This window comes from Bacillus cereus group sp. Sample62, from assembly GCF_036851315.1.
Lineage (GTDB): Bacteria > Bacillota > Bacilli > Bacillales > Bacillaceae_G > Bacillus_A > Bacillus_A wiedmannii.
This window is the reverse complement of the sequence record NZ_JAFLPK010000001.1, coordinates 1,848,734-1,862,866: the sequence shown is the minus strand read 5'-3', so window position 1 is coordinate 1,862,866 and position 14,133 is coordinate 1,848,734. Positions and strand designations below refer to the sequence as shown.

Sequence of the window (14,133 nt, the reverse complement as noted above, 5' to 3'; positions counted from 1 at the left end):
CATGTTAAGAGATTCCTAAATATTTGTGACACTTTTCCTTATCCTCTTTTAATTCATGCATAAAACCGTTATGAACAATTCTTCCGTTATCCATAATATAAAAGTAATCGCCAATTTGACTAGCCATCATAAAGTTTTGTTCAACGAGTAAAACTGTTGTTTTCTCCTTCATTTTTAAAATGGCTATCATTAATTTTTCTATCATAATAGGGGACAAGCCTTTACTCGGCTCATCAATAAGTAATAAACCATCACTATTAATAAATGCTCTTGAAATTGCTAGCATTTGCTTTTGTCCTCCGCTTAATAGTCCGCTTTTTTTGTGCCAAAACTGCTTTAAATCCGGAAATAATTCAAGCATCCACTCGATTTTCTCTTCCGCTTCTTCGCCCTTCCCCCTAGCAAGAGCGAATGTTTCTTCTACTGTCAGATCGTGAAAAATACCTTGATTTTCTGGTACATACCCTATTCCTTTCCTTGAAATTAAATGTGTAGATAATCCATTTACTTGTGTACGATCATAATAAATTTCACCATGTGCGATATGGTGAAACCCCATAACCGAACGTAATGTCGTAGTCTTCCCTGCCCCATTTCTTCCAAACAGTACAGTAATCGTTCCTTTCTCAACAGCAAGAGATACCCCTTGTAAAATATGAAACTGATCTAAATACGTCTCTATATTATTCACTTGTAATAGTGCCACTATATAATCCCCCTAAATAAGCACTTTGTACACGCTCATCTTTCATAATCTCTTCGGGCAAACCTTCAGCCAATAGCTCTCCATGGAATAAAACGATAAGATGGTCTGACAAACCTAGTACCATATCCATTTTGTGTTCAATTAGTACAATTGTACTCTCTGGATGTTTCTTAATATTTTCAATCACTTGTAAAATAGCCGGTACTTCCTCAACTGATATACCTGCCGTCGGCTCATCCAGTAATAACACATCCGTTTTTAAAGCTAGTAACATCGCAAGCTCTAACTTTCGTTTTTCTCCATGCGCTAAATCTTTCGCTAATACATGTTCTTTCTCGTGAAGTAAGACTGTTTTTAAGAAACGTCTCGCCTCTCCCACTTGTTGCTTAAATTTTGCCGAACTCGGAAAAAAACTATAGTAATCTTGCACGAATGATTGAACACTTAATCGAACATTTTCAAGTACCGTTAACTCTGGGAATATATTGGTAAGTTGAAAAGAACGACCAATTCCTAATCGAGTTCGATCTGAAATTGATAAATTTGTAATCTCTTGTCCTTTAAAATACACTTCACCTTTTGTTGGAGAAATTTGCCCACTTAGTAAATTAAATAACGTTGTCTTTCCTGCACCATTTGGTCCAATAATGGAAATGAGCTTTCCTTTTTGTACTGTCAAATTCACATCCTTAATAACATGATGCTCGCCAAAAGATACGCTAAGATTTTTCGTTTCAAGCAAATGTGTCACGAAATCCCTCCCTTTAAAACTTTAAGTATGAAAGAAATACGTATAAAGAGGGTATCCCCTCTTTATACAAAAACAACAGAAAATTCAGTCTATTTATTTTGAACTGGTGGTTCTGTCTCTTTCATCGTCAATTCTCGCTCTAATACTGGCACCGGATAATCAACACCATCTTGCTTTTTCAATGTGATAGAATACAGTGTTTGCATCGCTTGGTGATCCTTTTCTCTAAACTTCATCTTTCCTTTCGGTGTATCAAATTCCATTCCTTCCATTTTCTTAATCAGTGTATCTACATCTGTATCCCCTTTTGATTTCTTTAAAGCTTCTACAATAGAAATTGCCGCTGACATTCCACCTGCTGTAAATAAATCTGGCACCGCACCATTAAATCGTTTTTTATGTTCTTCCACTAACCAATCATTCACCTTATTTTTCGGGAGTGTATGATAATATACCGAAAACCCTTGCATTCCTACTAACGCATCCATCGTTTTTAATGCCGGTATATCTGGTGCACCGGTAGAAATTTTAATACCTTGCGCTTCCACATTCATATCTTTCAACTGTTTCCAAGGTGAATTTGCCCCTGCCCAAACGATAAATAAATAATCCGGTTTTGAGCTAATGATATTTTGAATATTTGCAGTGAAGTCAGTCGAATTTATATCAGCATATTGCTCGTTTACAATATTCGCACCTAATTTCTTCGCTCCAGCTTTAAACGCTGCAATCCCTTCACGGCCAAATGCATTATCCGGGGCAAACGTCGCAATCTTTACATCCTTTTTTGCAATTGCCGCTGCTCCTGCAATCGCATCTTGCGAAGAACTTCTTCCTGTTCTAAAAATATATTTATTCCAGTTCTTTCCGGTAATACTATCAGCAACTGCCGGTTCAACAACCATTATTTTTTCATATTCTTCAGCTAGTGGTAATACCGCTAATGTATCACTTGAACTAGACGATCCGACTAAAAAATCGACTTTCTCTTCTTCTAATAACTTCGTAGCTTTTTTAACCGCCACCTCTGCTTTTGTTTCCGTATCTTCTACAACAAACTTAATCTTCTTCCCTTCCACTTTCCCAGTTCCACCCGTTGCATAGTCTAACCCTAATTCAAATCCGTTCACTGTTTGTTTTCCATATGATTCTAATGGACCTGTTAATGAAGCAAGAACCCCTACCTTAATCGTCTTTTCATCCTCTGTACTTGTTTTCTTTCCTGAACAAGCTGCCGTTATTAATAACGAACCTAAAACACAACCAGTAGCCACCGTTCTTAGCCATTTACGTTTTTTCATCGACATTGTGATCCTCCCCATACTTTACTTTCTGATAGAGTCAAACACGCCAAAGTTACCCATCCGTAATTATGACTTTTCCTTTGAATCATACAAACAAATCTGTTTGAAAAATTTAATGAAGTACCTTTACATTCGCCGCCTCTTTCCAAATACCTCCATTTACCATATATTCATCTAGTATTTTTCACCACCTAATTACAGTCGCTGCCCACGTATACCCAGTCCCGGCACTAACTACTACTGCAATATCTCCGGCCTGTAATTTTCCCTGTTCATTTGCAAAGTGAAGACCAATGCAAGGATCAAGCGCTGACATATGTCCATAATGATCTAAATATACAACTTGTTCTTCTGCTAGCCCTAGTCCCTGTATCAATTTTATTAACATAGAACGTTTTGTATGCAGTGGTAACAATACTTTAATATCTTTAGGAGTAAATCCACTTTTTCTTAACGCCTCCCGAATAACCTTCTCAAAATTAGAGATTGAAACCCGGTCTAGACGTTCTTTCATACTATGACTTCCTTTTCAGTTAATACACTCCTACTCTTTTTCACAACAAAGGCAATTGGAATCTCTCCCCACTTTACATGTTGCCTACCAACGACAGCTACCTCATATACGTCCGAAAGCTTATTAATGACTTGCTCTACTTCAAGTGGATAAATATTTTCACCACCGGAAATTATCATTTCTTTTTTTCTACCGACAATGTATACAAAACCATCTTCATCAACTTTAGCTAAATCTCCCGTATATAACCAACCATCTTGAATCGTTTCTTTTGTTACACCTGGCCGATTCCAATACTCTTTCATTACATTCGGTCCTCTTATAAGTAACTCTCCAACTTCACCAACCTCAACTTTACTTTTGTTTTCATCAATAAGTACATAATCACAAAACAGAACTGGTTTTCCAATTGAGCCTACTTTACGTCTTGCATCTTCTTCTGAAAGCATAAATACGGTTGGTGATGTTTCAGTCATGCCAAAGCCTTGCCCAAATAAAAATCCTCTATCTATAAATGCTCTCATCAACTCTTCTGGACATGGAGCACCACCGTTATAAAACCAGCGAACTGATTGTAAATTTGTAGTTTCAAACTTTGCGCAATTAATTAACGCTTGATGAATTGTAGGTACTCCCATCACTACAGTCACTTTATGTTTTTCTATCATGGAAAGAGCTGTAGTTGGCTCAAATTTTCTTGGAATAATGATTACGCCACCTGCAAATAAAGTTTGAAATGCGAATAAACCAATCCCACCAATATGAAATAAAGGTAATAATACAATAGAGCGGTCGTGAATAGTTAAGTCAATCGCAAATGTATTGTTAAGCGCATTCCAAAACATATTTTCTTGTGTAAGTACGGCTCCTTTCGATTTCCCTGTTGTCCCTGATGTATAACATATAATAAAAGATGCGCTTTCATTGATTTCTTCAAAATTTTCACTTTTTCTATCTTCTATTTCTTTTAAACTTTTAATCGTAATTACTCTTTGTACGTACGATACCTTATACATTGACAGTGCCATATTTTAAAATGTTTCCTCTACAAATAAAACTGTAGTTCCACTATCTTTTAACTGAAATATAAGTTCATTTTCTGTTAACCGTATATTCAATGGAACAGCAATACATTCTACCTTTGCTATAGCAAACAAAAGTACAATATATTCCAAGCTATTTTGTGATAAAATAGCTATCCTTTCTCCTTTTTGCACATTTAAGTCGTAAATTAAATATGCAAGTATTTTTCTACATACAAAAAAGAGGTTGCTAAAAGATGCTGAAGGATCGTTTAAAAAACTCGTGGTGGTATGACGAGGAAAGAAATAAAACTAGAAGTTAATTAGTAAAATTCATAATGAAATAGTCCCTTTTAAAGGGCGTTAAGTAAAAAGAAAATGATTTCTGTATTTTGATATGATCCCTTATAGTAGACATTTGAAAGAAAGTTACTTTCCTGCTTATTGTTTTTACACTTCCTTCACTCTCGCCCTCCCCCTTATAACACCATATATATTTAAGCTATATTACGAAAGTAAATCCATATTTTACAAAAACAAAATATGCTAATATAATAGATAAGTGATTATTGCTTAAAAGCAACGGATATGAGTGAGAAAATATTGTTTTATATACTTAGGAGGAATCATAATGAATTTTAAACATGTACTTGCAACAGGCTTAATTACCGCCACATTATTCGGCGCAACGAATGCTCATGCACAAACGGAACGTTTCATCGATGTACCAAAAGGGCATTGGTCTGAAGATTCGATTGACCATTTAACTGAACAAAAGGTCATGAATGGTTATGGTAACGGAAAATTTGGATTTGGGGACAATGTAACTCGTGGGCAAGTAGCTGCGATTATTTCAAGATACTTAAAACTAGAAAATACCGGATCTACAATTAAACATTTCTCTGATATTCATGGGCATATGTTTGAAAACAATATTAAAGCAGTTGCTCAAAAAGGAATCATGACAGGGGACAATAGCACTGACAAGTTTAGACCTGATGATACATTAACTCGATATGAAATGGCTGTTATCTTACAAAAAGCGTTTCATCTACCTGTAAAAACAAACGACCTTTTCTATGATGTTCCAAATAATTTTTGGGCAACAGACTCTGTTCGTTCATTGTATAGTAATGGCATTACAAAAGGAATTGGAAACTATCAATATGGCGGAGAAATGAATGTAACAAGAGAACAATTTGCAACGTTTATGTATAAAGCAATTAATGTAAACCCTTATTTTGTTCCTGATTCTATTCCTGCAAAAGATGAGGATAAGTACAAAGAAATTGAGAATATACTGATTGATTCTGGATTTTTAAAAACCGATTATAATTATGTATTCACTAAAACTGGTAAAACATATGATGGCATTATGTATTTTAATTTTTCTCCCTATGATGACAGCGCATATAGAATGTCTATTCATAGTGATGATTCTGTATTAAACGAGCCGGTGAAAAAAATTCTAAACACACTACTACCAACTAAAGCAGATTATCTGTATAGTTTAATTAAAAATCCTACTGCAAGCTCTCGAACAATAGAATTAGATGGTCGCAAAATTGAATTTAGAAGAGACTCTAGTACTAGTATAAGTGTTTCTCTTGGAAAACGAAAATACTAAAAGAGTGACTATTTAAAATGAATACAAATATCTATATGCTTATTCATAAAAAATAAAAGGCTGCCCATAAGTCGGTTTCACCGACCTATGGGCAGCTCTCTTTCATCTTAATTAGAATTAAGTTCTACTTTCTCTAACCCTTCAGCCAATTGTTTCTTATCTAGCCCTTCTCCTATTACTACCAAGTTCGTCGGGAAACCGAAATCTTGTTCCAGTAAAGTCGGTACCCCAAATGAATATTGGAATAGGTGCGGGTATTTATCTCCATGGAATTTCACAAATCCTTTTACGCGATAAATACTATCTGGTACATTCGAAAGCCATTCATATAATTTGTCTTGATCAATCGATTTCGTAAATTGATATGTCATCGTTTGTATATGTAAATGCTGTTTGACATGTAGTGTCTCATGTTCCCCATCATTCGTAAATTCAGCTTCTTCTATGTCCTCTAAAGATATATTACAATATTTTGTTTCAAACCATTTCGCATGATTATTTATTTCTTTCACTTCTTCAATTACTTTGTTCTTATCCACATCTGTTAGTAAATCTGATTTATTAATTAAAATATGGCTACCAAACTTCAGTTGCTCATGCAATAATTGCTGAACGTTTGCACTTAATACACTTCGGTTTAACCACCTTACTGCATCTAACACGACGACAATTGATTTCACTTCTAGAAAAGGTGCTAAAATTGGTGATACACACGCATCTAACACTTCAATTGGATGTGCAACACCTGTCGTTTCTATATAAATGACATCTGGTCTTTCTTGCTGATATAACGAGTGTAATTGTATTTCAAGCTCTTCTTTTAGCGTACAACAAATACATCCTTTCAGAAGTTCTCTTAAAACATTCTCTTTTCCAATAATATCTGTATCTACCGAGTATTCACCAATTTCATTCATTAATACTGCAACTTTTCTATTCTTCTTTTTCTCCGCTAACAATAAATTTTGTAATAATGTTGATTTACCACTTCCTAAAAAGCCACCTAATATATGAATTTCTACTTTTTTCATTTGATCGACCATCCATTTCTTTATTTCAAACGTATTCAAAGCGTAATAATTACGATTTATATTAATCATTTTATTAAAAGAATAGTGATTTGTAAATATATCTTCACTGTTCGTTTACTTCATAAGCAACTCGAATTCCAGACTCTATTGCTCCTTGCATCCATCCATGTGTTAATGTCGTATGCTCTCCTGCAAAGTGTACTTTGCCAGCTGGCGGCGTAATATACGGAAATAACTCTAACTCTTGACCTGGTTCGAAAGCCGTAAATGCACCGCAAGAATACGGATTTTGGCTCCAGCTAAAAGATGTTCCAGTAACAAACTCACTATAGACAATGTCGCCGTATATTTCCGCTAAATTTTTTAATGCGTAACGTATACGATCTCTTTGCGGGAGACTATCCCACGTTAACGCCTCATCTGCCCACGTATAACTCGCTAAAACGATAGCCGCCCCTGGTGTATGAATGCCATAACTCGGATAATATGTAAATCGTATAGGTAAATCTGTAATAGATTTACCGCCACGCTGCCCCACTCTTTCCCAAAATCTACTTTTAAACTCTATCGCAATTTTAGTCGAAGCTATATAGTTTAATTCACGAATTGCCCGTCTTTTAAAATAAGAGAATAAATGATATGGCTGAACTTCTACAAATCGTAACGCTGAAAATGGAATTGTGATAATAGCAATGTCGCCTGTTACCATAAATGGATGTAACGTTTGTTCATTTGTTACTTGCATCATCACTTTACTATCTTCCTGTATAATTTTTTCTACTTTATACGACATAAAAATATTATCTTTTAACTCCGGTAAAAATGAATTTGGTAATGTATCCATTCCGCCCGTTATCTCATAATATTTTGTCGTTGAAGTAAAAAAGATCATTTCACGTAATACTTCAATTAAAGACATTCCCATATATGCTTCCATATCTAGAAGTACCCCAATCATATCTATTGCTCCATCTGAATAATACTCGCTTAAAAATGATCCGAGCGAATATGTTTTATACTTTTTTTCAACGATGATCCAGTTTTTATTAGGATCTTTTTTTATAAAATTAAGTATTGGTTCTAATACTACTAACATTAACTCTTCTGCCGTTTTTCCTTTTTCGTTCTCTACAATGGGATATCCAAGTATACTTGGATTTTTTTCAAACACGCTCAATCTCGTTTTAATATTATTCGTATAAATAATATCTGAAGCGGTTTTATTTACAAAAAGATTTAACGGCAATTTAAATTTACGAATGTAAGCTAAAGTTAACCCGTGTGTTTCAGGAATTCTCATTGGTCCTGCATTAAAATATAAACCAGAACTAAATGGTTCACGAATTGTATATATCCTTCCGCCTATTCGATTATTCGCTTCTAAAATTGTTATGTTATGCCCTGCTTCTTTCAATAACGATGCTGCAACTAATCCTGAAATTCCTGCGCCAGCGATAATAATCTGCTTTGGATTATTCGTTTTAACGAGCCCCACATTAATAATATGGAGCATTCTTTCCATCGTTAATGGCTGCATCATGCCCTTTTCCCCTTCGATAAAGGATTTTATTGCATTATATTCGGTTCACTCACTTCCTATGTTTCGTGCAAAGAATTGCACGGATACATTTTCAATTACTTGAATATCTTTTATAAAATGTAATAAACTAGATATGACTCTATAGAAGTAAGACGTATTATCTTACATAATAAAATTAATGAAATTGCGAGGAATTTTGAAATGAAAAAAGGTATTAACCGTGTTGTATTAGTAGGGACAGGCGCAGTTGGATGTAGTTATGCTTACTGCATGATTAACCAAGCTGTAGCTGAAGAATTTGTTTTAGTTGATGTAAACGAGGCAAAAGCTGAAGGAGAAGCGATGGATTTAAGTCATGCTGTTCCTTTTGCACCAGCTCCAACTAGAGTATGGAAAGGTAGCTACGAAGATTGTAAAGACGCTGATCTTGTAGTCATTACGGCTGGATTACCACAAAAACCAGGCGAAACACGTTTAGACTTAGTTGAGAAAAACGCGAAAATCTTTAAACAAATCGTTCGTAGTATTATGGATAGCGGATTTGATGGTATCTTCTTAATCGCAACTAACCCTGTCGATATTTTAACTTACGTAACTTGGAAAGAATCTGGTTTACCAAAAGAACGCGTAATCGGTTCTGGTACAACTCTTGATTCTGCTCGTTTCCGCTATATGTTAGGTGAGTATTTCGATATTGGTCCACACAACATTCATGCTTATATTATCGGAGAACATGGTGATACGGAACTTCCTGTTTGGAGTCACGTATCAGTCGGTATTCAAAAACTACAAACGCTTCTTGATAGAGACAACACATACACACAAGAAGATTTAGACAAAATCTTCATAAACGTTCGTGATGCAGCTTACCATATTATTGAGCGAAAAGGTGCAACTTACTATGGTATCGGTATGTCACTTCTACGTGTTACAAAGGCGATTTTAAACGACGAAAATAGCGTATTAACAGTATCAGCTTACTTAGAAGGTCAATACGGTCAAAAGGATGTTTATATCGGCGTACCTGCTGTTTTAAATCGCGGCGGTGTTCGTGAAATTTTAGAAGTGGAATTAAGTGAAGAAGAAGAATTAAAATTCGATCACTCTGTTCAAGTATTGAAAGAAACAATGGCTCCAGTTCTTTAATCGTTTATTCAAAAAAGCAATCCAATTTATTTTGGATTGCTTTTTTTGATTGTTCCTTGAAAACATGAGTTATTTTCTATCATTTCCTACTTTTTAAACTGTTCCTCATTGTTTACATCAAGTACATCTAATAAAAAGATAAAGATTGGTATCCCGATAATAAGCCCCCATATTCCAAGGAAATGCTCTGAAAAGATGAGAATCATAAATGTATAAAAGATTGGCAAATTCGTTTTCGCAGACATAAACTTCGGATTTAAAAAGTAGCTTTCAAGAGCATGGATTACTGTAATGAACACAAGTATGTATACAACGTACATTACTCCGCCTACGTTATAAGCAATAATACAAAGTGGAAACAAGGAAATGATAACACCAGCAACTGGAATCAAACCGAGTAGAAAGACCATGACGGCCAATACAAGAAGCTGTGGAAATCCTAAAATCACAAGTGCAATTACAGTGAGTACGCAATTGACAACCGCAATTAAAAACTGTGCTTCAATTACTTTACCGAACGATCTTGCAAACCTTTCACCAAAATAAGCAATCTCCTCATAAAAAACCTTCAGACTACTATCTTTAAATTTCGAAGTAAATGATATGATGCGTTCTTTTTCTAACAAGAAAAATAAACTTAAAATAAGAGAAAGTAGTATTTGCAAACTGACTTTTCCTATATTTGCAATCGATTGATATATGACATCTACACCTTGTTCTATATATTTTGATACTTCCATCCCATTAATTGTTGAAAGCGCATATTTAATGATCTCATTATCAGGTGGATTTTGAAAAAACAACCTAAACTGATAAATCAATTGGGAAATTTGTATCGTTAGCACAGGTAAATATTTATATAATGTTGTGCCGATAAAAGTAACTAATATTATATACAAACATGCGATAACAATTTTCCGATTCACTTTCAATTTCTTTGAAATAAAACGTTGAAACCGATCCATTAAAAATGTCAGTATGAACGTAATTAATATTAAATTGATCATACTTTTTAATCCATATAATACAAGCGCTACTATTATTAAAACGAGAAACCGTTGGAACCCTCTACTTCGAAAGAAATTTTTCACTTCATTCATTAAGATTTAACCTCCCCCTTCAATGGATGGAAATTGAATATATTACATTTTATGAACTTCTATAGACAATCTTTCTTACTAATTGAGAAGAATCCTTTTTTTCTTTTTATATTGTTAGATTCTTTTCATATTAGCCCACCAACATATTTCAGTGGAGCTCTATTTTTCGTTTACCTTTTTACAGTTTTGGTGATTTTCTATTTTTAGACTGCTGCTCATACGCATATCCAATATTGAACAGTTCCTTTTCACCGAATTGCTTCCCGACAAATACTGCACCTATTGGCTCTCCATTGTTATCATATCCTGCTGGCACCGCTAATTCTGGATAGCCAGCTACAGCTGATAGAAGAACTTCTTCGTTGTTAATCATAACTAAAGCATCCAAACCTTTTTCTACTAAATATCTATCTAGCTCTTTTCTTGCATTTTCTTGACTCGATCGCACTATTTTTTCAAACTCATCTTTCGTTATAGTAGATTTTTCAGATCCCTCGATTAATGTTTGTCCATACTTTATTCGTCTATTACCATCATTTTTATTAAACGCTATAATCTCTTCTAACGATTTTACCGGTACATTTTTTTGCTGTGCAAGATAATCGTTAACATTATGTTTGAACTCATATTCTAATGTTTGTAGGTTGTCTACTCCCCCATCGTTTAACTGAATATCATCAGTCAATATCGCACCTGCGTCTTGAAGGTCTTTTCTAATCTTTTCTGCTACTTCTTTTCTATTATCATCTTGTCGATCTATTGAAAAAAGAACCCCTACTTTTTTCCCTTTCAATCCGTCTATTGATAAATCCTTCGTATAATCAATTCTTTCTTTATCTTTCATTTTTTCTGTCATAGTATCTTTTTCATCATAACTTACCATTATGTTAAATAACGTTGCCGCATCCCCCACTGTTCTTGCCATCGGCCCTGCTGTATCAAGTGTTTCAGCTAATGGAATAATGCCTGATCTACTCACCATACCTAGTGATGGACGTAATCCAACTACTGATTGCTGCGTCGCGGGTGCTACAATTGATCCAGTCGTTTCCGTCCCGATTGCAAGTGGTGCAAAATCTGCCGCAACTACTGTCGCAGATCCTGAACTTGATCCCGATGTATCAAAAGTAATTGGACCGTATGGATTCAAATTTTGTCCTTTTTTCCCGCTATATCCGCTAGGCATTGTAAAGGATAAATAATTTGCCCACTCAGACATATTCGCTTTTCCTAAAACGAAAGCACCTTCTTCTTTCAACTTCTTCACGATCGTCGCATCTTCATCTGCAATCCAATCTTTTAACACATACGTGCCCGCACTTGTCGGCATCACCTTTTCCGTTTGTACATTATCTTTTACGATAACTGGCATGCCGTATAAGTTCGACTTCTTATTGAAAGATCTTTCTTTATCTAACTTTCGCGCTTCTTCCATTGCATTTGGATTAATCTCTGTAACAGCATTTAATGATATTCCATTTTGGTCATGTTCTTGTATTCTAAAAAGATAAATACTCGTTATTTCTTCATATGATAATTTCCCATCATCAATCATTTTTTGAAGCTCATCTACAGTCGCATTTACGACTTCTTTTTCTTTTATCTTTACATTTTCTATATTAATGCCTTTCAACTGATTATGTATCGGTTTTAATACTCTATCTTTATCATATACGATACGCTCCGGTTCCTTTGGAAAATAATTTTTATACAAGTAATACCCTCCGGCACATGACAATAGGACAATACCTCCAGCGATCGACAACGTTATCTTTACCCACTTTTTCATGTTGTTACCTCCACTCTAAAAGTTGCTAAATTGTATTGAAAAAGAGAGTTATCCTTGTAACTCTCTCTAATTGAAATGCTACATGAAAAAATGAAGAATTTCAATTTCATTACTTCTTTTTTTGCATTTGCTTCGCTAATAATTCTTTCACCTGATTATATGTTAATCCTGAATTTGTATTTAGACGTTTTACTTCTTCAACATCAGTACCTACTACTGTATATTTTTTATCATCATTCATTGTTCCACTTCCCTTTCTATTGCATTATTTCTTATATTTTTCCCCTAAACTCTTTTAAATTAATACAAATAAGGAAACTGTACGAAATTCAATAGCCAAAAGGGATTCAGTTACATAAGAGGAAAAGATAAAAAAATGTCGAATGTATATACTTGTTGTATTTAAGAACTTGGAGGTTACATTTTGAAAACATATGAGTTTAAACATAACATTCCAACATTAGAAGAGTACAAATACTTGTGTGATTCTGTTGGATGGACTAATTATATGAATTTTGAAGTAGCGGATACTTCACTGAAGAATTCTATTCACTGCATCATAGTGAAAGATAATGAACAAATGATTGGCATGGGGAGAATTGTTGGTGATGGAGCTATCTATTTCTATATTCAAGATATAGTGGTTCATCCGGATTATCAGAAACATGGTATTGGGAAAGAAATCATGCATCGTTTAGTTGCATATTTACATGAAAATGCTCCTGATAAGGCGTTTGTCGGTTTATTTGCATCACAAGGTAAAGAATCATTCTATGAAAAATTTGACTTTAAAGATTACTCACCAAATATGACAGGGATGTTTACTGTCATTTCAAAAACATAAAAATAATAGATTTTTAATTGTAAGGGAAAACTTCAATCCATATGAAGAAAATCGTTCTTGCAATAAGAGTTTAACATGACATACGAAAGGAGAGTACATATGTAGCTAATATGTACTCTCCTTTTATTTAACTCTTTATATATTAAATTTCTTAATAAAATTTCACTACATCTTCAGTAGGTAAGAATGTTCTTTCTCCTGGTTGTTCATTTGGCTCACCAAATGGCATTTGTCCTACTAAGCTCCATTCTGCTGGAATGTTCCAAGTTTCTTTCACTTCAGCATCTACGATTGGATTGTAATGTTGTAATGATGCGCCAATTCCTTCAGCTGATAATAACATCCATACTGTATGTTGTAACATTGCATTTCCTTGATGAGACCAGAATGGGAACTGATCTTTATATAATGGTGCATTTTCTTGCATTTTTTCTACTGTCGCTTGATCTTCAAAGAATAACACAGTCCCAACACCTGTATGGAAACCTTTTAATCTTTCTACAGTCGCTTCAAAGTTTTCTGCTGGTACACGGGCTCTTAGTGTTTCTTTAACAATATCCCAAAACTTTTCATGCTCTCCATCCATTAATACAACCATGCGGCCACTTTGCATATTGAAAGATGTTGGTGCGTGTAAAGCTGTTTGTAATACTTCTTCAATTCTTTCTTTCGTAATTGCATCGTTTTTTGTTACTTTACGGATAGAACGACGGTTCACGATTGCTTCTTTTAAGTTTGTTGTAGTTGCTGACATTTTAA

The 14,133-nt window shown here is 34.5% G+C and carries 12 protein-coding genes and 2 pseudogenes; 3 read left to right on the top strand and 11 right to left on the bottom strand.

Going from position 1 to position 14,133, the window contains the following annotated elements; genetic code table 11:
* Positions 1-4 precede the first annotated feature (4 nt).
* From J0835_RS09445 to J0835_RS09425, 5 genes and pseudogenes are all read right to left on the bottom strand, one after another.
* Complete coding sequence (locus J0835_RS09445; RefSeq protein ID WP_087980223.1) at positions 5-706, bottom strand: branched-chain amino acid ABC transporter ATP-binding protein; 702 nt, start codon at positions 704-706, stop codon at positions 5-7.
* Positions 684-1,457: an ABC transporter ATP-binding protein gene (locus J0835_RS09440; RefSeq protein WP_087980222.1), complete on the bottom strand. Its 774-nt coding sequence runs from the start codon at positions 1,455-1,457 to the stop codon at positions 684-686. Before J0835_RS09440 ends, J0835_RS09445 begins: the two co-directional genes overlap by 23 nt.
* An 89-nt stretch (positions 1,458-1,546) precedes the next feature.
* The gene (locus tag J0835_RS09435) at positions 1,547-2,764 is read right to left on the bottom strand and encodes a substrate-binding domain-containing protein (RefSeq protein WP_087980221.1); all 1,218 of its coding nucleotides are present in this window, start codon (positions 2,762-2,764) and stop codon (positions 1,547-1,549) included.
* Positions 2,765-2,945: 181 nt separating this feature from the next.
* Positions 2,946-3,281, bottom strand: a pseudogene (locus J0835_RS09430) (3-oxoacyl-[acyl-carrier-protein] synthase III C-terminal domain-containing protein); the annotation flags it as partial.
* Positions 3,278-4,525 (bottom strand): annotated as a pseudogene (locus tag J0835_RS09425) (o-succinylbenzoate--CoA ligase); the annotation flags it as partial. The pseudogenes J0835_RS09430 and J0835_RS09425, both read right to left, overlap by 4 nt.
* A 403-nt stretch (positions 4,526-4,928) precedes the next feature.
* Here J0835_RS09425 and J0835_RS09420 point away from each other — a divergent pair.
* Positions 4,929-5,924: an S-layer homology domain-containing protein gene (locus J0835_RS09420; RefSeq protein WP_087980220.1), complete on the top strand. Its 996-nt coding sequence runs from the start codon at positions 4,929-4,931 to the stop codon at positions 5,922-5,924.
* Between the two features lie 107 nt (positions 5,925-6,031).
* Here the strand turns inward: J0835_RS09420 and J0835_RS09415 are convergent, their stop codons facing one another.
* Both J0835_RS09415 and J0835_RS09410 read right to left on the bottom strand, forming a co-directional pair.
* Positions 6,032-6,955, bottom strand: a complete 924-nt coding sequence (locus J0835_RS09415; protein WP_087980219.1) for a CobW family GTP-binding protein — start codon at positions 6,953-6,955, stop codon at positions 6,032-6,034.
* A 103-nt stretch (positions 6,956-7,058) separates the two neighbouring features.
* On the bottom strand, positions 7,059-8,495 hold the full coding sequence (locus J0835_RS09410) for a flavin monoamine oxidase family protein (RefSeq protein ID WP_048561104.1): 1,437 nt from the start codon (positions 8,493-8,495) through the stop codon (positions 7,059-7,061).
* Between the two features lie 201 nt (positions 8,496-8,696).
* On the opposite strand from J0835_RS09410, the gene J0835_RS09405 reads away from it, so the two are divergent.
* Positions 8,697-9,641, top strand: a complete 945-nt coding sequence (locus tag J0835_RS09405) for an L-lactate dehydrogenase (protein WP_087980218.1) — start codon at positions 8,697-8,699, stop codon at positions 9,639-9,641.
* Between the two features lie 86 nt (positions 9,642-9,727).
* Here the strand turns inward: J0835_RS09405 and J0835_RS09400 are convergent, their stop codons facing one another.
* From J0835_RS09400 to J0835_RS09390, 3 genes are all read right to left on the bottom strand, one after another.
* Positions 9,728-10,741, bottom strand: a complete 1,014-nt coding sequence (locus J0835_RS09400) for an AI-2E family transporter (RefSeq protein WP_087980217.1) — start codon at positions 10,739-10,741, stop codon at positions 9,728-9,730.
* A 178-nt stretch (positions 10,742-10,919) separates the two neighbouring features.
* Entirely contained in the window at positions 10,920-12,530 is a 1,611-nt protein-coding gene (locus J0835_RS09395; RefSeq protein WP_087980216.1) for an amidase family protein, read from the bottom strand.
* Between the two features lie 109 nt (positions 12,531-12,639).
* Positions 12,640-12,771: a hypothetical protein gene (locus tag J0835_RS09390; RefSeq protein ID WP_087980215.1), complete on the bottom strand. Its 132-nt coding sequence runs from the start codon at positions 12,769-12,771 to the stop codon at positions 12,640-12,642.
* A gap of 183 nt (positions 12,772-12,954) precedes the next feature.
* Here J0835_RS09390 and J0835_RS09385 point away from each other — a divergent pair, with 183 nt between their 5' ends.
* A complete protein-coding gene (locus J0835_RS09385) occupies positions 12,955-13,374 on the top strand; it encodes a GNAT family N-acetyltransferase (protein ID WP_087980214.1) in 420 nt (139 codons plus the stop codon).
* Between the two features lie 151 nt (positions 13,375-13,525).
* On the opposite strand, the gene J0835_RS09380 is transcribed toward J0835_RS09385, so the two are convergent.
* Positions 13,526-14,128, bottom strand: a complete 603-nt coding sequence (locus tag J0835_RS09380; protein ID WP_076536822.1) for a nitroreductase family protein — start codon at positions 14,126-14,128, stop codon at positions 13,526-13,528.
* Positions 14,129-14,133: the final 5 nt, after the last annotated feature.